An 18,270-nucleotide genomic window follows, 5' to 3' on the forward strand; every position below is an offset into this window, starting at 1 on the left:
GGCGGCGCGGGGCCCCCCCACCTCTCCCTCAACTGCCTCCCCGGGGGGCCGGCCCCCGGGGGGTGGGGCCGCCCCGGGCCGTCCAGCGGCGGCGGGCGCGCCCCTCGCGTTTACGCGCCATGGCCGAGCTGCGGGGCGCCGCACCCCGTGTGAACCTGCCCCTGTGGATGTCCAGGAACATGACGCGGCCCCCGAAGACCCCGGCACGTCCGCTCCGGCGGCCGTGCTCGTCGCGACCTGCGTCTCGACCCTGGTCGTCAACGCCAACACCTCGGCGGTGAGCATCCTGCTGCCCGCGATCAGCGAGGACACCGGCACGTCGCTGGACACCCTGCAGTGGGCCGTCACCGGCTACTCGCTGGTGGGAGCGGCGGTGATCGTCACGTCGGGGGCCCTCGGCGACGTGTTCGGCCGGCGTCTCGTCTTCCTGGGCGGCCTGGCCCTCTTCATCGTCTCGTGCGTGCTCATCGCGCTCTCCGACAGCGGAGCCGGGGTGATCGCGGGCCGGGCGGTCCAGGGGGCGGCCGGGGCGACGATCCTGGCCTGTGGAATGAGCCTGCTGTCCGTGTCCACGTCCGGGCAGGGGCAGGTCCGGGCGGTGACGCTGTGGGGCGGTGCCTCCGCGGTGGGCGCCGCGGCCGGACCGCTGCTCGGCGGTGTCCTGGTGGACGGCACCGGGTGGCAGGGTCTGTTCTGGATCGATGCGGCGCTGGCGCTCGCCTGCGTCCCCGTCACGCTGAAGGGGGTCGCCGAGTCCCGCGACCCGGAGCGCGGTCGCTCCATCGACTTCGCGGGGACGTTCCTGATCGCCGCCGTCCTGGCCCCGGCGCTCCTCGCGCTCAGCGAGGGGGCGAACTGGGGCTGGACGTCGGCCGCGGTGCTGGGATGCTTCGCGGTGGCGGCGGTGTCGTGCGTGGCGTTCGTCGCGGTGGAGCGGCGGGTGCGGGCACCGCTGGTCGACCTGCGGCTCCTGAAGAACCGCGTACTCATCGGGGCGACGGTCGGGATCCTGCTGAGCGCGGGCGTCATCAACGGCCTGATGTACCTGGTCAGTCTCTACTTCCAGAACCCCGCCACGCTCGCGCTGAGTCCGTTCGAGGCGGGCCTGGCCACGCTGCCCGCGACGGTGGGCCTGATCGCGGTCACGCCCCTCGTCCCCCGGATGGTCCAACTGCTGGGCGTCGGACCGGTCATCGCCCTCGGCTTCGCGGCGGCGACGGGCGGTTGCGTGCTGCTGTTCTTCGTCCAGGGCGACTGGCGGTACGCGGCGTTCGTCCTGCCGCTCGTGCTCCTGGCCGCGGGTCTCGGATTCGTCAACGGTCCGGCGAGCTCGGCGTCCACCTCCTCGGTGTCCGCCGCCGACGTCGGAGCGGCGTCGGGCATCTCGAACATGGCGCGGTACATCGGCGCGGCGGCGTTCACGGCGGCCGTGGCGACGGTCAACGCCTCGGTGGGAGAGTCGCGGCGGGCGGAAGGGGAAGGAGCGGCGGACGCTCTGGCGGCGGGCCTGTCCGGCGCGTGCCTGCTGCTGGCGATCGCCTCGGGGGTGGGCATGCTGCTGTCGGTGCTGGCGGTTCGGGCCCGTCGGCGCCGGGCCGGGCCGGGCGCCTACGGAGCGGCCGCGGCGGCGCACGCGCACACCGTCCACGTCGGGGACTGAAGCCCGCCCCGCGCGAGCGCCCGAGGCCCCGTCACCTCTGTGGTGACGGGGCCTTTCGCAGGAGGCGCGGGTGTCAGACGGCGGCCTTGCCGGCGGCGAAGGTGCGGGCCGTGGCGGCGACGCGGCGGCCGAGGTGCTCGGCGGTGGCGACATCGGCCTTGTGGACGCCCTCGGGGCCCTGGTCCGTGTGGGTCTGGGCGCCGGCGCCGGAGAAGAAGCCGAGGCGGTTGAGGTCGTTCTCGGAGGCCTCGCTGCTGTTCCAGCCGGGCTTCAGGCCCAGGTTGACCCAGGTCATGCCGTGCTGGCCGGCGAGGGTCTGGAAGAACTGGAGGGTGTGCAGCTTGTCGCCGCTCTTGGAGCCGGAGTTGGTGAAGCCCGCGGCGAGCTTGTCCAGCCAGGCGTCGGTGAACCAGCGCTTCGAGGTGGCCTCGGCGAACTGGTGGAAGGCGCCGGAGGCGGTGCCCATGTAGGTCGGCGAGCCGAAGACGATCGCGTCGGAGGCGTCGAGCAGCTCCCACTCGGCGTCGGTGATCCCGTCGACCTTGATCAGGTGGACGGTGGCGCCCGCGTCGGCGGCGCCGTCACGGACGGCCTCGGCCAGGACCGCGGTGTGGCCGTAGCCGGAGTGGTAGGCGATGGAGACGACGGGCGTGGTCACAGGGAACTCCTCGAAGCGGTGTAAGGGGTATGACCAGAAGTAGAGCACTAACTTTTGGAAAGCGCAAGCAGATGGATAGCGCACTCATGGCGGTAAGCGCTGTGCGGGAGTACGGTGGACCCATGACTGACGACCTCGCCTACGACGTGTTCGCGCGCGCCTGCCCCTCGCGCGGCACGCTGGAGCACGTGACGGGCCGCTGGGGCAGCCTCACCCTGGGCGCCCTGCACGAGGGGACGTTCCGCTTCAACGAACTGCGGCGCCGGGTCGACGGCGTGAGCGAGAAGATGCTGTCGCAGACCCTGCACGCCCTGGAGCGCGACGGCCTGGTCCACCGCGAGGCCCAGCCCACGAACCCGCCACGGGTCGACTACCGGCTCACCCCGCTCGGCCGCGAGATCGCGGAGCGGCTGATCGGCCTGATCGAACTGGTGGAGGGGCGGATGCCCCAGGTGGAGGCGGCCCGCGAGAACTACGACGCGGAGCGCGCGGCCCCGGTCACGGCCTGAGCCCCGAGGACTCAGGCGGTGGTGCGCGGCGGGCGCTGGCAGCGCGGGCAGAAGTAGCTGGACCGGTTCATCCAGGCCCGTCGCCGCATCGGCGTGCCGCAGCGTCGGCAGGGCTCGTCCTCGCGTCCGTACGCGTCGAGCGAGCGGTCGAAGTAGCCGGACTCGCCGTTGACGTTCACGTACAGGCTGTCGAAGCTGGTCCCGCCGGCGTCGAGCGCCGCGTTCATCACGTCCCGGACGTGGGCGAGGAGCTCGGCCGAGCGCGGCCGGGTCAGACCGGCGGTCGGCCGGTCGTAGTGCAGCTTCGAGCGCCAGAGCGCCTCGTCCGCGTAGATGTTCCCGACGCCGCTGATCAGCGACTGGTCGAGGAGCGCCCGCTTGATCGTCGTACGGCGCAGTCGCAGCGCGCTCTGGAAGGCGGCGTCGTCGAACGCCGGGTCCAGCGGGTCGCGCGCGATGTGCGCGATGACGTCCGGGAGTCCGTCGTCGCCGTCCGGGGACTGGTCGTGGAGCGAGAGGCCGCCGAAGGTGCGCTGGTCGACGAAGCGGAGCTCGGTCCCGGCGGAGTCGTCGAAGCGGACGCGGATCCGCAGGTGCTTCTCGTCCGGGGCGCCCTCCGGCTGCACGAGGAGCTGACCGCTCATGCCGAGGTGGCCCAGGACGGAGGTCCCGGTCTCCGCCAGCGGCAGCCACAGGTACTTGCCGCGCCGCCGCGCCACCTCGAAGCGCTGCCCCGTCAGCCGGGCGGCGAAGTCCGCGCCGCCCGCCGGGTGGCGCCGTACGGCCCTGGGGTGGAGCACCTCGACCTCGGTCACGGTCCGCCCGGCGACCCAGCGCTCCAGTCCGCGCCGTACGACCTCGACCTCGGGCAGCTCGGGCACGGGAATCCTCCGGAGGGGTACGGGGTGGTGGTCCCGGGGCGTTCCGCTCCTGGACCACCGGGCAGGCCCGGCCAGCCTACCGCCCGGTGCCGGACCGCCGGTCTCCCCCGGAAACGGCTCCGCCCGCCCCTGGCGGGGGCGGGCGGGAAGACTCCGCTGAAGGAGTGCGGGAGGATGCTGGTCGCGGTCAGGCGGTGGCCGGAGCGGCCCCGTCCTTCCGGGCCGGCTCACCGGCGTCGGCCGCGGCCTTCGCCGCCGCCGCGCGCTCGTCCGCGGCCGCGCGGATCGCGCGCCACGCGGATTCCGCCGCCTGCTGTTCCGCTTCCTTCTTGCTGCGGCCGGTGCCGGTGCCGTACGAGACACCACCGACGCGGGCGGCAGCAGTAAAGGTCTTCTCGTGGTCCGGACCCTCTTCGGAGACGAGGTACTCCGGGACGCCCAGGCCCTCGGCCGCGGTGAGCTCCTGGAGGCTGGTCTTCCAGTCCAGTCCGGCACCGAGGTTCGAGGACTTCTCGATCAGCGGGTCGAAGAGCCGGTGCACCAGCTCGGACGCCACGTCGAGGCCCTGGTCGAGATAGACCGCGCCGATCACCGCTTCAAGGGTGTCGGCGAGGATGGACGCCTTGTCCCGGCCGCCCGTGCCCTCTTCGCCCCGGCCGAGCCGGATGAAGGAGCCGAGTTCGAGGCCGCGGCCGACCTCCGCCAGCGCACGCGAGTTGACCACCGCGGCCCGCAGTTTGGCCAGCTGGCCTTCCGGCAGATCGGGGTGGGTGCGGTACAGCGTGTCCGTGACCACCAGGCCGAGCACGGAGTCCCCGAGGAACTCCAGACGCTCGTTGGTGGGCAGACCGCCGTTCTCGTACGCGTACGAGCGGTGGGTCAGCGCACGCACCAGAAGGGCGGACTCGAGCTGATACCCGAGCCGCCCTTCCAGAAGCGTGTGGGACGAGGCTGCGCTGATGTTCTCAGACATCGTGCCTCTCACCAGCCACTCAGACCGAGAGGACCTGGCGCTTGTTGTAGGTGCCGCAGCTCGGGCACGCGATGTGCTGCAGCTTCGGCTCCTGGCAACGCTCACACGAAACCAGGGTGGGGACCGCAGCCTTCCACTGCGACCGGCGGTGGCGCGTGTTGCTGCGCGACATCTTCCGCTTCGGAACAGCCACGGCTACTTCTCCTGCTTCTCGGCGGCGCTTCGGACGTCCCCGTCAGAGGCTTTGCCGCTCATGTTGTCCTTCTCATCGGTTCCCAGCGAACCGGCGAGTCCCTGCAGTGCCGCCCAACGGATGTCGACGGCGTCATGGTGGTGGTCCGGGTTCTCGTTCAGGTTGGTTCCGCACTCGGAACACAGACCCGCACAGTCCTCCCGGCACACCGGCTGCATCGGCAGTGCGAGCACCACCGCATCACGCAGCACGGGTTCGAGGTCGAACATGCCGTCCTCGAGGGGGATCATGTCCTCGTCTGCCTCGGCTTCGTCGTCCGCGGCCGCCTTGGAGCGGCCCCGGTCGTCGGAGTCGGGGTACGAGAACATCTCCTGGAAGTCCACGTCGAGCTCCAGCTCGACGGGCTCCAGACACCTTACGCACTCCCCCTCGGCCGATGCACGGGCGGTGCCTGTGACAAGCACCCCTTCCATGACCGACTCAAGACGGAGATCGATTTCCACCGGAGCGCCCTCGGGCACTCCGATCACTCCTTCGACGCCCAGGTCCCTGGGGGCCTCGATCGAACGGGAGATCCTCTGGAGGGCGCCAGGACGCCGCCCCAGCTCGTGCGTGTCGAACACGAGGGGGTTGCGGTGGTCGAGGCGCGTGCTCAGGGCTCTTCCTGCTTTCGGATCGTTCTGCTGCGTGGAGGAGGCTGCCAGCCGTGGGCAGCAAGGATCGCGGACGTAGCGCGACCGAAGAGCCAGGATACTGGACGCTTCGCTCAGGGCCCAATCCGGGCCCCGTGCCCCTTACTGCCCCTGTTCGTACCGGCGCAACTGCTCCAGGTCGATCATGCTCGTGTCGAAGAAGCTGGTCTCGTCGAGCGCGGCGGCCTGCTGCGGCTGGTGGGGCTGCGCGTGGACCTGGCCCTGGGGGTCGTACTGCTGCTGCTCGTAGCCGTACTGCCCCTGGTACGCGTAGGGGTCCTGCTGCTGGTAACCGTAGGCGTCCTGCTGCTGGTACGCATAGGCGGGGTCCTGCTGGGGCTGCTGGGGATAGCCGTACGGATCGGGCTGCTGCGCCGGGATCTGCGGGGCCTGCGGCTGCGCCGGCGCGGGGTCGGAGAGCTCCGCGAGCCCTGCCAGGTAGTCGGCGTCGCTGGTGTGCACCGTGCCGCTCAGGCCGTCCTGCGCGGCCATGTGCTCGCCGAGGGCGTCGGAGGCGATCCGGCCGTGCAGCTTCTGCCGGCCCCGCCCGACGGCCTCCAGGGTCTTGCTGAGGACGGCCTCGAAGGCGCCGAGCTTGGCGTCCACGTACGCGTCGGCCCGCTGGATCAGGGTCCCGGGGTCGGCGCTGTACTCGGGGGCGTCCGCGTCGGCGTAGCCGTCCTGGTCGAGGCCCGGGCCGCGGCCGAGGAGCTTCTCGCGCCCGCGGTCGACGGAGCCGATGGTCTTGTTGAGGACGACCTCGAAGTTGGCGAGCTTGGAGTCGACGTAGTCGTCGGCCTCGGCCTTGACCTCCTCGGCCTCGCGGCGGGCCTCGGAGAGGATCCGGTCGGCCTCCTCCTGCGACTCGCGGGCGACCTGGGTGTCGGAGACGATCGAGCCCCGCTCGGCGTGGGCGGCCTCGATGATCCGCTCGGCCTCCTGGCGGGCCTGCTCGACCATCTGCTCGCGGCCGCCGATCAGCTCCTGTGCCTGGGCCAGGGAGCCGGGCAGGGCCCCCCGCACCTCCTCCAGCAAGGCGAGCAGCTCGGCGCGGTTGACCACGCAGGATGCCGACATGGGCATGGAGCGGGCGCCCTGCACGGTCGCGACGATCTCGTCGAGCTTCTTCTGCACGTCCACCTGGTGCTCGCCACTCTCTACAGCTGGATGGAGACGGACGGGACGACTGTAAGGGCAGTCGGCGCCCGTCCGACACCAGGTGACGGAGCGTCAGCGGCGGTGGCCGCGCGTCACTTCTGCGCGAGCCGCTCGGTGAGCCGGCCGAGGACCAGCGGCGGCACGAGGTGCGAGACGTCGCCGCCCCAGGCCGCCACCTCCTTGACCAGGGAGGAGGAGAGGAAGCTGTAGGTCGGGTTGGTGGGGACGAACAGGGTCTCCACGCCCGAGAGGCCGTTGTTCATCTGGGCCATCTGCAGCTCGTAGTCGAAGTCGCTGACGGCGCGCAGACCCTTGACGATCGCGGGGATGTCGCGCTGCTTGCAGAAGTCGACGAGGAGGCCGTGGAAGGACTCCACCTCGACGTTGCCGAAGTCGGCGGTGACCTCGCGGATCAGCTCGATCCGCTCGTCGACCGTGAAGAGGCCCTTCTTCGACTGGTTGATCATCACCGCGACGTGCACGACGTCGTACAGCTTGGACGCGCGGGCGATGATGTCGAGGTGTCCGTTGGTGATGGGGTCGAATGACCCCGGACAGACGGCGCGGCGCAACTTGGGTCCCTCGCTCTCCGGTCCGGTCATCGTGCGTCTTCGCACGTAGAGGCGGCGCGACCGTACCAAAACGTTCCCTCGCCGTAGCGACGGGACCGCAGGGCCTCGAATCCGGCCGGCCAGCCGAACTCCCCGCCTCGGGTGCTGCGCTCCACGGTGACGAGGGCATCGTCGCTCAGCCAGCCCCCCGAGCGCAGTGTGAGGAGAATCTCGCGGAGGTCGTCGTCCCCGACGGCGTAGGGCGGGTCCAGGAAGACGAGGTCGTACGGGTCGGCCGGGGCCGGTCCCGTGACGATCTGCTCGGCCCTGCCGGTGCGGAGTTCGGCGCCCGGCAGACCGATCGACCGGACGTTGTCCCGGATCGTCTTCGCGGCGCGGGGCTCGGCCTCGACGAGGAGGGCGTGGACGGCTCCGCGGGACAGCGCCTCCAGGCCGACCGCGCCGGAGCCCGCGTAGAGATCGGCGACCCGGGCGCCGGCGAGGCCGTGGAACGCCTCCCAGGTGGAGAAGAGGCCTTCCCTCGCCCGGTCGGAGGTGGGGCGGGTGCCGTTGCCGGGGGGCACGGCAAGGCGCCGTCCGCCGGCGGTACCGGCGATCACGCGGGTCATCTGCTTCCTCGTCGTACTCGTCCTGCGTCGTCCAGTGCGTAGGTCCCAGGATATGGCCGCGGACCGGCCGCCCGGCCCGTCCCGGACCCTTCCCGGCTCTCGTCAGCCCTTCTCCAGGTACTCCTCCCGCTCCTCGCTCAGGAGGGCGTCCAGCGCGGTGCGCAGGCCCGGGTGGCCGGTGAGGTCGGGGTCGGCGAGGACGAGGGCGGTGGCCTCCTCCCTGGCGGCGGCGATGACCTCCTCGTCGTCGATGACGGTGAGGACCCGCAGGGAGGAGCGGACGCCGGACTGGGCCTGGCCGAGGACGTCGCCCTCGCGCCGCTGTTCGAGGTCGATGCGGGAGAGCTCGAAGCCGTCGAGGGTGGTGGCGACGGCGTTCAGCCGCTGGCGGGCGGGGCTCGCCTCGGGCATCTCGCTGACCAGGAGGCAGAGGCCGGGGGCGGAGCCCCGGCCGACGCGGCCGCGGAGCTGGTGGAGCTGGGAGACGCCGAAACGGTCGGCGTCCATGATCACCATCGCGGTGGCGTTGGGCACGTTGACGCCGACCTCGATGACGGTGGTGGCGACGAGGACGTCGAGCTCGCCGGCGGCGAAGCGGCGCATCACGTCGTCCTTGTCGTCCGGGTGCATGCGGCCGTGCAGGACGGCGATGCGCAGGCCCGCGAGGGGGCCGGCGCGGAGCTTCTCGGCGACGTCGAGGACGGCGAGCGGCGGGCGCTTCTCGGCCTCGTCCTCCGGTGACGCCTTGGACTTCTTCTTCTGGTCCTCCTCGTCCCCGATGCGGGGGCAGACGACGTACGCCTGGTGCCCGTTCGCCACCTCCTCGCGGACCCGCTCCCAGGCGCGGGCGAGGAAGTGCGGCTTGTCGGCGGCGGGCACGACGTGGCTCACGATCGGCGAGCGCCCGGCGGGCAGCTGGTCGAGGACGGAGGTCTCCAGGTCGCCGAAGACGGTCATGGCGACCGTGCGCGGGATGGGGGTGGCGGTCATCACCAGGAGGTGCGGGGGCTGCTTCCCCTTGCCCCTGAGGGCGTCGCGCTGCTCGACGCCGAAGCGGTGCTGCTCGTCGACGACGACGAGCCCGAGGTCGTGGAACTGGACCTTGTCCTCGATCAGCGCGTGCGTGCCGATGACGAGGCCGGCCTCACCGGTGACGAGGTCGAGCAGCGCCTGGCGGCGGGCGGCGGCGCCCATGGACCCGGTGAGCAGGACGACCTTGGTGGCGCGCTCGGCGCCGCCGAGCATCCCTCCCTCGGCGAGCTCGCCCATCATCTCGGTGACGGAGCGGTGGTGCTGCTGGGCGAGCACCTCGGTGGGGGCGAGCATCGCGGCCTGACCGCCGGTGTCGACGACGGCGAGCATGGCGCGCAGCGCGACCATCGTCTTCCCGCTGCCGACCTCGCCCTGGAGGAGGCGGTGCATGGGGTGTTCGGTGGCAAGGTCGTCGAAGATCTCCTTCGAGACCTTCGTCTGGCCGTCGGTGAGGGTGAAGGGCAGCTTGGCGTCGAAGGCGTCGAGGATGCCGTCGGGGGCGGGGCGCCGGGCGACGGCGGGCAGTTGGGTGTCGGCGTGCCGGCGACGGGCCAGGGCGACCTGGAGCACGAAGGCCTCGTCCCACTTGAGCCGCTCGCGCGCGTCGGCGATGTCCGCCTTGGTGCGGGGGCGGTGGATCATCCGCAGGGCCTCGGGCAGCTCGGCGAGGCCGCGGCCCTCGCGCAGGGCGGGCGGCAGCGGGTCGACGGCGTCCACGGCGCTCGGCAGGACGGCGTCGACGGCCTTGGCGATCTTCCAGGACTCCAGCTTGGTGGTGGCCGGGTAGATCGGGATGAGGGCGCCCGCCCAGGAGACCACGCTGTCGGCGGACTCGCCGCTGTCGCCGCGGAGGAGTTCGTACGAGGGGTGGGCGAGCTGGAGGCGCCGGTTGAAGAGCGAGACCTTCCCGGCGAACATCGCGCGGGTGCCGGGCAGCAGGTCCTTGTGCGGCTTGTGCACGCCCTTGCCGAAGAAGACCAGCTGGACGCGGCCGCTGCCGTCGGTGATGGTCACCTCCAGGCGCTGGCCGCGACCCTTGGAGCCGTTGAAGGTGTGCACACGGGCGTCGGCGACCTGCGCGACCACCGTCACGTGCTCGTCGAGCGGCAGGTCGGAGAGCGTGGTCAGCTCCCCGCGCTCGGCGTACCGGCGGGGGTAGTGGTGGAGCAGGTCCCCGACCGTGTGCAGGTCGAGTGCCTCGGCCATGACCTTGGCGGTGGCGGGGCCGAGGGACTTCTTGAGTGGTTCGTCGAGCGCGGGCACGCGTCCCATTGAAGACCACGGGACCGACAGCCGTGCCGAAGGCTGTGGACAACCGCCGGGATCGGGGCCTATTCCACCCCGATGAGCAGCGGCGGTGCCCCCGCGCCCGCGTGGTACGTGGTGGTGTCGACGGCCAGGTAGCCGCGCCGGACGTGGCGTTCCAGGTCGGGGGCGAGGCCGGGCGGGGTGCCGTCGGCGACGACGAGGGTGACGAGTTCGCCGCCCGCCGAGAGCATGCGGTCCAGGACGGTGCGTGCGGTCTCGGTGAGGTCCCTGCCGATGACGGCGACGTCGCCCTCGATGAGTCCGAGGACGTCGCCGGCCTGGCAGACGCCCGCCGAGGTGAAGGACTGGCGTTCGGCGACGGCGAGTTCGGCGTAGCGGGTGGCGCCGGCCGCGGCCGTCATGGCGACGACGTCCTCGTCGAAGCGGCGGTCGGGTTCGTGGACGGCGAGGGCGGCGATGCCCTGGACGGCGGCCCGGGTCGGGATGAGCGCGACGCGGATGCCCTCGGCCCTCGCCCGTTCCGCGGCTGCGGCCGCGGTCCGGCGCAGGTCGGTGTCGTTGGGCAGCAGGACGACCTCGCGCGCGTGCGCCCGGCGGATCGCCTCGACGAGCTCGTCGGCGGCGGGCGGTTCGCCGGGCCTGCTGCGGACGGTGGTCGCGCCGGCCTCGGCGCAGAGTCCGGCGAGGCCCTCGCCGGGGACGACGGCGACGACCGCGCGCGGGGCGCGTTCCCCGCGTCCGGCGGCGGCCCGCGCTCCGGCCGCGGCGTCGGACGCGAAGTGCGTGACGCGGATGCGGTGGGGCCGGCCGGCCTCGACGCCCGCCTCGACGGCGGCGCCCGCGTCGTCGACGTGGACGTGGACGTTCCACAGGCCGTCGCCGCCGACGACGACGAGGGAGTCGCCGAGCGCGTCGAGCCGGGCCCGCAGCAGCTCCACGGCGGCGTCCTCGGCCTCCAGGAGGTAGATCACCTCGTAGGCGGGCCCCGCCTCGCCCTCGCAGGGCCCGTCGGGAGCGGCCGGCACGGCCCGTGCGTCCCCGAGGAGCCGTACGCCGCCCCGCGGGGGCTCCGCGCGCTCCGGCGCGCGGCCGCCGACGGTCTCCAGGAGGGCTCCGAGGACGGCCACCAGGCCGCGTCCCCCGGCGTCCACGACTCCGGCGCGGCCGAGCACGTCCAGCTGGCCGGGGGTCGCCGCCAGGGCGTTCCCGGCCGCTTCGTGGGCCCGTGCGGCCACCTCCGCGAGCGTGCCGCCGCCCGCGCAGCCGTCCGCGGCGGCGGAGGCCACGGTGAGGACGGTGCCCTCCACGGGATGGGCGACGGCCCGGCGGGCGGCGGTGGCGGCCTCGGCGAGGGCGCGGGCGAGGTGATCCCCGTCACGCCCTTCGGCGAGGACGGCGGCCATGCCGCGCAGGAGCTGGGCGAGGATCGTGCCGGAGTTGCCACGGGCGCCGAGCAGGGCGCCGTGGGCCATGGCCCGTACGGTCTCGGCGGTGTCGGGCGAGGAGGCGGCGAAGACGGCTTCGACGGCCTGGTGGGCGGCCTCGGCCGTCAGGTACAGGTTGGTGCCGGTGTCCCCGTCCGCGACCGGGTAGACGTTGATCGCGTCGATCTCCTCGCGCTCCCGCCCGAGGGCGTCGAGGGCCCTTGCGCACCAGGTCCGGACCGCTTCGGCGTCGAGCTCGACGAGCTCCTCGTCGGAGTGAAGGGCTCGCGACAACGGGGGGTCCTCCTTCGGCGGTGAGCTCACCGCAGGGTAGACCGGGGGTCTCCCGCTCGTGACCGGGGCCCGGGGCGAGGTCCGCGCAGACCATGGTAGTTTCGTTCCACGGAAGCAGGCGTTGTATGCTGCTTCGGTTGCCCGGTTCAAGCCGGGCCATCCCCCGGCAAGCCACTTCAGACTCCTGATTCCGGTGCGCCGGATTTCACTGTAATTCTGAAGTCTTTGGAGTGACCCGTGGCTGCCAACTGCGACGTCTGCGGCAAGGGGCCGGGCTTCGGCAACAACATTTCGCACTCGCACCGCCGTACGTCCCGTCGCTGGAACCCGAACATCCAGCGCGTGCGTGCCGTGGTCGGTCGGACGCCGAAGCGGCTCAACGTCTGCACCTCGTGCATCAAGGCCGGCAAGGTCTCGCGCTAATTGCGACGTTCTGTCGTAGCGCAGCCCCTGCGGTTGCCTTGAGAGGCCGGTTCACCTCGGTGAACCGGCCTTTTGCCATGCCCGGAAACAGGTCCGGGCACGGCTGAGCCGCCCCCGGACCGCTCAGCGCGTCCGCCAGCCGTGGTCCACCGGGCCGATGCCCGATCCCAGGGAGAACCCGGCGGCGATGGCCCCCGTCACGTACTCCTTGGCCTGCCGTACGGCCTCCGGCACCGCCAGGCCCTTGGCGAGGCCCGAGGCGACCGCCGAGGCGAGCGTGCAGCCCGTGCCGTGGGTGTGACGGTTGTCGTGGCGCGGAGCGCGCAGCCAGTGCTCCTCGGTGCCGTCGGTGAGCAGGTCCACGACCTGCGCGGCGCCCCCGGGAAGGTGGCCGCCCTTGATCAGCGCCCAGCGCGGCCCGTACGCGAGGATCGCCTCGGCCGCGCGGCGCATTCCGGCCTCGTCCTCGACCACCAGGCCCGTGAGCTGCGTCACCTCGTCCAGGTTGGGCGTGGCGACGGTCGCGACCGGCAGCAGCTTCGTGCGCACCGAGTCGAGCGCCGCCTCCGCGAGCAGCGGGTCCCCGTGCTTGGAGACGCCGACCGGGTCGACGACGACGGGAGCCTCCACCGGGGCGAGCAGCTCCGCCACGGTCTCCACGAGCGCCGCGGAGGCGAGCATGCCGGTCTTCACGGCCTGGACGCCGATGTCGTCGACGACGGCCCGGTACTGGGCGCGCACGGCCTCGACCGGGAGTTCCCAGACGCCCTGGACGCCCTTCGAGTTCTGGGCGGTGACGGCGGTGAGCACGCTCATGCCGTGGACGCCGAGCGCGAGCATCGTCTTCAGGTCGGCCTGGATGCCTGCGCCGCCGCCCGAGTCGGATCCGGCGACGGTCAGCACCAGGGGCGGATTCACTCCGTCTCTCCGAAGTGGTCCCAGCCTCCGACGCTGTGCCAGGGCGCTCCGTCCACGGTGACCTGCGGCAGCGCCGAGGGGTGGAGGACCTCGCCGATGACCTTCCAGCGGGCGGGGAGCTTCACGTCCGGCGGGAAGGTGGCCACGATGGCGTGGTCCTCTCCCCCGGTGAGCACCCACTGCATGGGGTCGACGCCGACGGCCTGGCCGATGTCGTTCATCTGGGTGGGGATGTCGATGAGTCCCGAGCGCAGGTCGATGCGGACCTTGCTGGCCTCGGCGATGTGCCCGAGGTCGGCGATGAGGCCGTCGCTGACGTCGCACATGGCGGTGGCGCCGAGACCGGCGGCGGCCGGGCCGGCGTGGTACGGCGGCTCGGGCCTGCGGTGGGCCTCGACGAAGGCGCGCGGGGAGCGGAAGCCGCGGGAGAGGACCGCGTATCCGGCGGCGGACCAGCCGAGCCAGCCGGTGTAGGCGACGACGTCGCCGGGCTGGGCGCCGCCGCGGGTGACCGGGTCGTGGTTGCGGAGGTCGCCGAGGGCGGTGATGGAGACCATGATCGTGTCGCCGCGCACCACGTCGCCGCCGACGACGGCGGCGCCCGCGACCTGACATTCGTCGCGCAGGCCGTCCATGAGTTCGGTGGGCCAGGTGACCGGCAGTTCGGCGGGGACGACGAGGCCGAGGAGGAGCGCGGTGGGGACCGCGCCCATGGCCGCGATGTCGGCGAGGTTCTGCGCGGCGGCCTTGCGGCCGACGTCGTACGCCGTCGACCAGTCGCGGCGGAAGTGACGTCCTTCGAGGAGGATGTCCGTGCTGGCCACCACGCGCCGGTCGGGTGCGGAGACGACCGCGGCGTCGTCGCCGGGCCCGATCCGTACCGCCGGGGTGGAGGTGAGCCGGGACGTGAGCTCTCTGATGAGCCCGAACTCGCCCAGCTCTCCGACTGTGCCCTTCACCGCGTCTCACCTCGTGTCTTCGTGCCGGCCGGCGGGCGGGGGCGCGTCGTCTCGCGCCGCGGGTCGCGGGCCGTCACCGTGCTGGGTACCGTCAAGTAGACCGTCAACTTCTGTCCTGCGTACGCCACACCCCGAGCGCCTCCGGACGCGCGGGTCTCCCCGTGGCCCGCGGCGACGCGGTACCGTGGCGTCCCTTTCTCCCACAAGATCCTCGTGGTCGCCCTGGAGGTTCCGTGGTTCAGGCGTACATCCTCATCCAGACCGAGGTGGGCAAGGCGTCGACCGTCGCCGACACCATCTCCAAGATCCCGGGGGTCATCCAGGCCGAAGACGTGACCGGTCCGTACGACGTCATCGTGCGCGCGCAGGCGGACACCGTCGACGAGCTGGGCCGCATGGTGGTCGCCAAGGTCCAGCAAGTGGACGGCATCACGCGCACCCTCACCTGCCCGGTCGTTCATCTGTAGCCCCCGTCTACGCTTGGCCGGTGAAGTCTTCCCACCGGCCCTTCGGCCTGCCCGCCGCCGTCGCGGCCGCCGTCCTGCTGTCGGCCGCCGCCGGCTGTTCCTCGCCGGACGCCTCGGCGTCCGTCGTGGTCCCGAGCCCGCCGGCGGAGGAGGCGTCCTACTGCCAGGCCCTGGCGAAGGAGCTTCCCGACACCGTGGCGGGGCTCGGGCGGAGTGACCCGGAGCCCGGCTCCGATCTGACCGCCGGTTGGGGTGACGGTGCGATCGTACTGCGCTGCGGGGTCCCCCGGCCCGAAAAGATGAGCGACCCGAAGGCGCAGGGCGTCTCCGCGAACGGCGTCCGCTGGATGCTGGAGGAGCGCGCGGGTGACGGGCCGCGTTTCACCTCGGTGTACCGGAAGACGTACGTCGAGGTGACGCTGGACGCGCGGTACGAGCACGACGCAGGCCCGCTCACGGATCTCGCGATCCCCGTGGAGCGGGCCGTTCCGTGCGCCCTGGAGCCGGAGTGCGCCTGACGGCACCCCGGCGCCCCGGGCCACCGGTCGCCTAGCGCAGGCCCGTGGAGCGGGTCAGCGCGGCCTGGATGAGCCGGTCGACCAGCTCGGGGTAGCTCACGCCGCTCTCCTGCCACATGCGCGGGTACATGGAGATGGGCGTGAAGCCCGGCATGGTGTTGATCTCGTTGATGACGAAGTCGCCGTCCTCGGTGAGGAAGAAGTCGGCGCGGACCAGGCCCTCGCAGGACACGGCCTCGTAGGCGGCGACGGCGAGGCGCTGGATCTCGGCGGTGGCCTCGTCCCCGATGGGGGCGGGCACGATGCCGGAGGCCGAGTCGATGTACTTGGCCTCGAAGTCGTAGAAGTCGTGGTCCGTGACCGGGGGGATCTCGGCCGGCACGCTGGCGCGGGGGCCGTCCTCGAACTCCAGGACGCCGCACTCGATCTCCCGGCCGCGCAGCAGCGACTCGACGAGGATCTTGGGGTCGTGGCGGCGGGCCTCCTCGATGGCCTCGTCCAGGCCGGAGAGGTCGTCGACCTTGGTGATGCCCATGGAGGAGCCGCCGCGGGCGGGCTTCACGAAGAGCGGCCAGCCGTGCTCGGCGGCGAACTCGACGATCTTCTTGCGGGCGGCGGCGGGGTTCTGGTCCCACTCGCGGGGCCGGATGACCTCGTAGGGGCCGACCGGGAGGCCGAAGGAGACGAAGACCCGCTTCATGTACTCCTTGTCCTGGCCGACGGCCGAGGCGAGGACGCCCGCGCCGACGTAGGGGACGCCGGAGAGCTCCAGGAGGCCCTGGAGGGTGCCGTCCTCGCCGTACGGGCCGTGGAGCATCGGGAAGACCACGTCGACCTCGCCGAGGGCCCTGGGCACGTTGCCGGGCTCGGTGAGGACGACCTCGCGGTTGGCGGGGTCGACGGAGAGGACGACGCCGCCCTCCGCGGACTCGGCCAGGTCGGCCACGTTCGGCAGGGCGCGGTCGGCGATGGCCATCCGCTCCGGGGCGTCGGCGGTGAGCGCCCAGCGCCCGTCCGTCGTGATGCCGATGGGCAGCACGTCGTACTTGTCCCGGTCGATGGCGCTCAGGACGGCGCCCGCCGTGACGACGGAGATGGCGTGCTCGGAGCTGCGGCCGCCGAAGACGACGGCCACGCGCGGCTTGCGGGGGCTCTGGGTGTTCTCGCTCATATCGCGATGAGCGTACCTTGCGACTCCCGAACTCCTGAGCGCCCCGCTCGTGCCTTGCGCGTTCGGCTCAGCGGCGCTCGGGCTTGGCCGAGCGGGACATGAGCTCCTTGAGCGCGACGACCGGCGGCTTGCCGTCGTGGACGATCGAGACGACGGTCTCGGTGATGGGCATGTCGACGCCGTGGCGACGGCCCAGATCGAGCACGGACTCGCAGGACTTGACGCCCTCGGCGGTCTGCTTGGTGGCCGCGATGGTCTCCTGGAGGGTCATCCCGCGGCCGAGGTTGGTGCCGAAGGTGTTGTTCCGGGAGAGCGGCGAGGAGCAGGTGGCGACGAGGTCGCCGAGGCCCGCGAGGCCGGAGAAGGTGAGCGGGTCGGCGCCCATGGCGAGGCCCAGGCGGGTGGTCTCGGCGAGGCCGCGGGTGATGAGCGTGGCCTTGGAGTTGTCGCCGAGGCCCATGCCGTTGGCGATGCCGACGGCGAGGCCGATGACGTTCTTCACGGCGCCGCCGAGTTCGCAGCCCACCACGTCGGTGTTGGTGTACGGGCGGAAGTACGGGGTCATGCAGGCGGTCTGGAGGCGCTGGGCGACCGTCTCGTCGGAGCAGGCGACGACCGCGGCGGCGGGCTGCCGGGCGGCGATCTCCTTGGCCAGGTTGGGGCCGGTGAGGACGGCGACGCGGTCGGCCGGCACGTCGGCGACCTCGGTGATGACCTCGCTCATCCGCTTGGCGGTGCCGAGTTCGACGCCCTTCATGAGGGAGACGAGCACGGTGTCCGGGGCGAGGGCCGGACGCCAGGCGGCGAGGTTGCCGCGCAGGGTCTGGGAGGGGACGACGAGAACGGTGAAGTCGGCGTCCGCGGCGGCCTCCGCGGGGTCCGCGGTGGCCGTGATGCCCCGGGGGAGTTCGACGCCCGGCAGGTAGTCGGGGTTGACCCGGGAGGTGTTGATCTCCTTGGCGAGTTCGGCGCGGCGGCCCCAGAGGCTCACCTCGCAGCCCGCGTCGGCGAGCACCATCGCGAAGGCGGTGCCCCAGGATCCGTTGCCGAAGACGGCTGCCCTGGTCACTTGGTGCCCTCCCCGGCGGCCTTGCGCCGCTGCTCCAGACGGGCCCGGCGGTGGTCGTACGGCTCGGGGGGCGCCTTCTCCCCGCGGACCTCCTCCAGGAGGGCGGTGATGGCGGCCATGATGACCTCGGTGGCCTCGCGGAGCACCTCGGGCGTCGGCTCCAGGCCGTGGAAGCGCGAGAGGTCGACGGGCGGACCGGCCTGCACGATCAGGGTCTTGCGGGGGAACAGGCTGAGCTTGTTCTCCTTGGCGTACGGCGGCATCGCGAGGTTCGCGCCCCACTGGGCCACCGGGATGACGGGGGCCCGGGTGAGCAGCGCGACGCGCGCCGCACCGGTCTTGCCCGCCATGGGCCACATGTCGGGGTCCCGGGTGAGGGTGCCCTCCGGGTAGAAGGCGACGCACTCGCCCCGCTCGATGGCGTCGACGGCGGCGCGGAACGCGTCGAGCGCGTCGGTCGTCTCCCGGTAGACGGGGATCTGTCCGGTGCCGCGCAGCATCATCCCGACGAAGGGGGTCTTGAAGAGGCCCGCCTTGGCGAGGAGGCGCGGAACGCGACCGGTGTTGTACTGGTAGTGCGCGTAGGACAGCGGGTCCAGGTAGGAGTTGTGGTTGACCGCGGTGATGAATCCGCCGTCGGCCGGAATGTGCTCCATACCGCGCCAGTCCCGCTTGAACAGAACCACCAGGGGGGGTTTGGCGATGACCGCCGCGAGGCGGTACCAGAAGCCGATTCTGCGGCGGGGCACTCGGACACCTTTCTCCGGGACTGGCTGGCAGGGGGTCAAGTGTCGCCCCATGCTCCTGGTCTGTCGAGTGACA

At 72.3% G+C, this 18,270-nt stretch carries 20 protein-coding genes; 5 read left to right on the forward strand and 15 right to left on the reverse strand.

Going from position 1 to position 18,270, the window contains the following annotated elements:
* Nucleotides 1-163: 163 nt before the first annotated feature.
* Nucleotides 164-1,660: an MFS transporter gene (locus tag ACFV2S_RS13695; protein WP_385557460.1), complete on the forward strand. Its 1,497-nt coding sequence runs from the start codon at nt 164-166 to the stop codon at nt 1,658-1,660.
* A gap of 73 nt (nt 1,661-1,733) precedes the next feature.
* Here ACFV2S_RS13695 and ACFV2S_RS13700 read toward each other — a convergent pair whose 3' ends face one another.
* Nucleotides 1,734-2,318, reverse strand: coding sequence for a flavodoxin family protein (locus ACFV2S_RS13700; protein WP_382865981.1), 585 nt, complete (start codon nt 2,316-2,318; stop codon nt 1,734-1,736).
* Between the two features lie 122 nt (nt 2,319-2,440).
* On the opposite strand from ACFV2S_RS13700, the gene ACFV2S_RS13705 reads away from it, so the two are divergent.
* A complete protein-coding gene (locus tag ACFV2S_RS13705; protein ID WP_383786473.1) occupies nt 2,441-2,827 on the forward strand; it encodes a winged helix-turn-helix transcriptional regulator in 387 nt (128 codons plus the stop codon).
* A gap of 11 nt (nt 2,828-2,838) precedes the next feature.
* Here the strand turns inward: ACFV2S_RS13705 and mutM are convergent, their stop codons facing one another.
* From mutM to ACFV2S_RS13750, 9 genes are all read right to left on the reverse strand, one after another.
* Nucleotides 2,839-3,708 carry a bifunctional DNA-formamidopyrimidine glycosylase/DNA-(apurinic or apyrimidinic site) lyase gene (mutM, locus tag ACFV2S_RS13710; protein WP_385557464.1) on the reverse strand — a complete coding sequence of 290 codons (870 nt, stop codon included), beginning with the start codon at nt 3,706-3,708 and terminating at the stop codon, nt 2,839-2,841.
* A gap of 187 nt (nt 3,709-3,895) precedes the next feature.
* Nucleotides 3,896-4,681: a ribonuclease III gene (gene rnc / locus ACFV2S_RS13715; protein ID WP_383786478.1), complete on the reverse strand. Its 786-nt coding sequence runs from the start codon at nt 4,679-4,681 to the stop codon at nt 3,896-3,898.
* A gap of 19 nt (nt 4,682-4,700) precedes the next feature.
* Nucleotides 4,701-4,874: a 50S ribosomal protein L32 gene (gene rpmF, locus ACFV2S_RS13720; protein WP_015036448.1), complete on the reverse strand. Its 174-nt coding sequence runs from the start codon at nt 4,872-4,874 to the stop codon at nt 4,701-4,703.
* 2 nt (nt 4,875-4,876) lie between these two features.
* The gene (locus ACFV2S_RS13725; protein ID WP_266973814.1) at nt 4,877-5,530 is read right to left on the reverse strand and encodes a DUF177 domain-containing protein; all 654 of its coding nucleotides are present in this window, start codon (nt 5,528-5,530) and stop codon (nt 4,877-4,879) included.
* Between the two features lie 138 nt (nt 5,531-5,668).
* A complete protein-coding gene (locus ACFV2S_RS13730; RefSeq protein ID WP_385557469.1) occupies nt 5,669-6,706 on the reverse strand; it encodes a cell division initiation protein in 1,038 nt (345 codons plus the stop codon).
* 110 nt (nt 6,707-6,816) lie between these two features.
* Nucleotides 6,817-7,296, reverse strand: coding sequence for a pantetheine-phosphate adenylyltransferase (gene coaD, locus ACFV2S_RS13735; RefSeq protein WP_189806272.1), 480 nt, complete (start codon nt 7,294-7,296; stop codon nt 6,817-6,819).
* Between the two features lie 26 nt (nt 7,297-7,322).
* On the reverse strand, nt 7,323-7,904 hold the full coding sequence (gene rsmD / locus ACFV2S_RS13740) for a 16S rRNA (guanine(966)-N(2))-methyltransferase RsmD (RefSeq protein WP_385557472.1): 582 nt from the start codon (nt 7,902-7,904) through the stop codon (nt 7,323-7,325).
* Between the two features lie 102 nt (nt 7,905-8,006).
* The gene (gene recG, locus ACFV2S_RS13745; RefSeq protein ID WP_385557475.1) at nt 8,007-10,208 is read right to left on the reverse strand and encodes an ATP-dependent DNA helicase RecG; all 2,202 of its coding nucleotides are present in this window, start codon (nt 10,206-10,208) and stop codon (nt 8,007-8,009) included.
* 59 nt (nt 10,209-10,267) lie between these two features.
* Complete coding sequence (locus ACFV2S_RS13750) at nt 10,268-11,923, reverse strand: DAK2 domain-containing protein (RefSeq protein WP_385557478.1); 1,656 nt, start codon at nt 11,921-11,923, stop codon at nt 10,268-10,270.
* 237 nt (nt 11,924-12,160) lie between these two features.
* Between ACFV2S_RS13750 and rpmB the strand changes: the two genes are divergently transcribed.
* Nucleotides 12,161-12,346: a 50S ribosomal protein L28 gene (rpmB, locus tag ACFV2S_RS13755; RefSeq protein WP_003957616.1), complete on the forward strand. Its 186-nt coding sequence runs from the start codon at nt 12,161-12,163 to the stop codon at nt 12,344-12,346.
* A 123-nt stretch (nt 12,347-12,469) separates the two neighbouring features.
* On the opposite strand, the gene thiD is transcribed toward rpmB, so the two are convergent.
* Both thiD and ACFV2S_RS13765 read right to left on the reverse strand, forming a co-directional pair.
* The gene (thiD, locus tag ACFV2S_RS13760) at nt 12,470-13,264 is read right to left on the reverse strand and encodes a bifunctional hydroxymethylpyrimidine kinase/phosphomethylpyrimidine kinase (RefSeq protein WP_383797274.1); all 795 of its coding nucleotides are present in this window, start codon (nt 13,262-13,264) and stop codon (nt 12,470-12,472) included.
* Nucleotides 13,261-14,223, reverse strand: coding sequence for a thiamine-phosphate kinase (locus tag ACFV2S_RS13765; protein ID WP_116158650.1), 963 nt, complete (start codon nt 14,221-14,223; stop codon nt 13,261-13,263). Before ACFV2S_RS13765 ends, thiD begins: the two co-directional genes overlap by 4 nt.
* A 233-nt stretch (nt 14,224-14,456) precedes the next feature.
* Between ACFV2S_RS13765 and ACFV2S_RS13770 the strand changes: the two genes are divergently transcribed.
* Both ACFV2S_RS13770 and ACFV2S_RS13775 read left to right on the forward strand, forming a co-directional pair.
* Entirely contained in the window at nt 14,457-14,690 is a 234-nt protein-coding gene (locus tag ACFV2S_RS13770) for an Lrp/AsnC family transcriptional regulator (RefSeq protein ID WP_017947604.1), read from the forward strand.
* A gap of 20 nt (nt 14,691-14,710) precedes the next feature.
* Nucleotides 14,711-15,208: a DUF3515 domain-containing protein gene (locus tag ACFV2S_RS13775; RefSeq protein ID WP_385557483.1), complete on the forward strand. Its 498-nt coding sequence runs from the start codon at nt 14,711-14,713 to the stop codon at nt 15,206-15,208.
* A gap of 31 nt (nt 15,209-15,239) precedes the next feature.
* Here ACFV2S_RS13775 and ACFV2S_RS13780 read toward each other — a convergent pair whose 3' ends face one another.
* From ACFV2S_RS13780 to ACFV2S_RS13790, 3 genes are all read right to left on the reverse strand, one after another.
* Nucleotides 15,240-16,379 (reverse strand): D-alanine--D-alanine ligase family protein, encoded by a 1,140-nt coding sequence (locus ACFV2S_RS13780; protein WP_385557486.1) that lies wholly within the window; start codon nt 16,377-16,379, stop codon nt 15,240-15,242.
* Between the two features lie 67 nt (nt 16,380-16,446).
* On the reverse strand, nt 16,447-17,448 hold the full coding sequence (locus ACFV2S_RS13785; protein WP_385557489.1) for an NAD(P)H-dependent glycerol-3-phosphate dehydrogenase: 1,002 nt from the start codon (nt 17,446-17,448) through the stop codon (nt 16,447-16,449).
* Nucleotides 17,445-18,197 (reverse strand): lysophospholipid acyltransferase family protein, encoded by a 753-nt coding sequence (locus ACFV2S_RS13790; RefSeq protein WP_383797278.1) that lies wholly within the window; start codon nt 18,195-18,197, stop codon nt 17,445-17,447. The genes ACFV2S_RS13785 and ACFV2S_RS13790 overlap by 4 nt, the downstream gene beginning before the upstream one ends.
* Between the last annotated feature and the right edge of the window lie 73 nt (nt 18,198-18,270).

It is taken from the genome of Streptomyces sp. NPDC059695 (genome assembly GCF_042733785.1).
In the GTDB taxonomy this organism is placed as follows: Bacteria; Actinomycetota; Actinomycetes; order Streptomycetales; family Streptomycetaceae; genus Streptomyces.

Excerpts from the sequence above, each read along its gene's own strand:
- ACFV2S_RS13705 (WP_383786473.1), top strand. The coding sequence starts at position 2,441 with ATGACTGACGACCTCGCCTACGACGTGTTCGCGCGCGCCTGCCCCTCG.
- rnc (WP_383786478.1), bottom strand. The coding sequence starts at position 4,681 with ATGTCTGAGAACATCAGCGCAGCCTCGTCCCACACGCTTCTGGAAGGG.
- rsmD (WP_385557472.1), bottom strand. The coding sequence starts at position 7,904 with ATGACCCGCGTGATCGCCGGTACCGCCGGCGGACGGCGCCTTGCCGTG.
- recG (WP_385557475.1), bottom strand. The coding sequence starts at position 10,208 with ATGGGACGCGTGCCCGCGCTCGACGAACCACTCAAGAAGTCCCTCGGC.
- ACFV2S_RS13780 (WP_385557486.1), bottom strand. The coding sequence starts at position 16,379 with ATGAGCGAGAACACCCAGAGCCCCCGCAAGCCGCGCGTGGCCGTCGTC.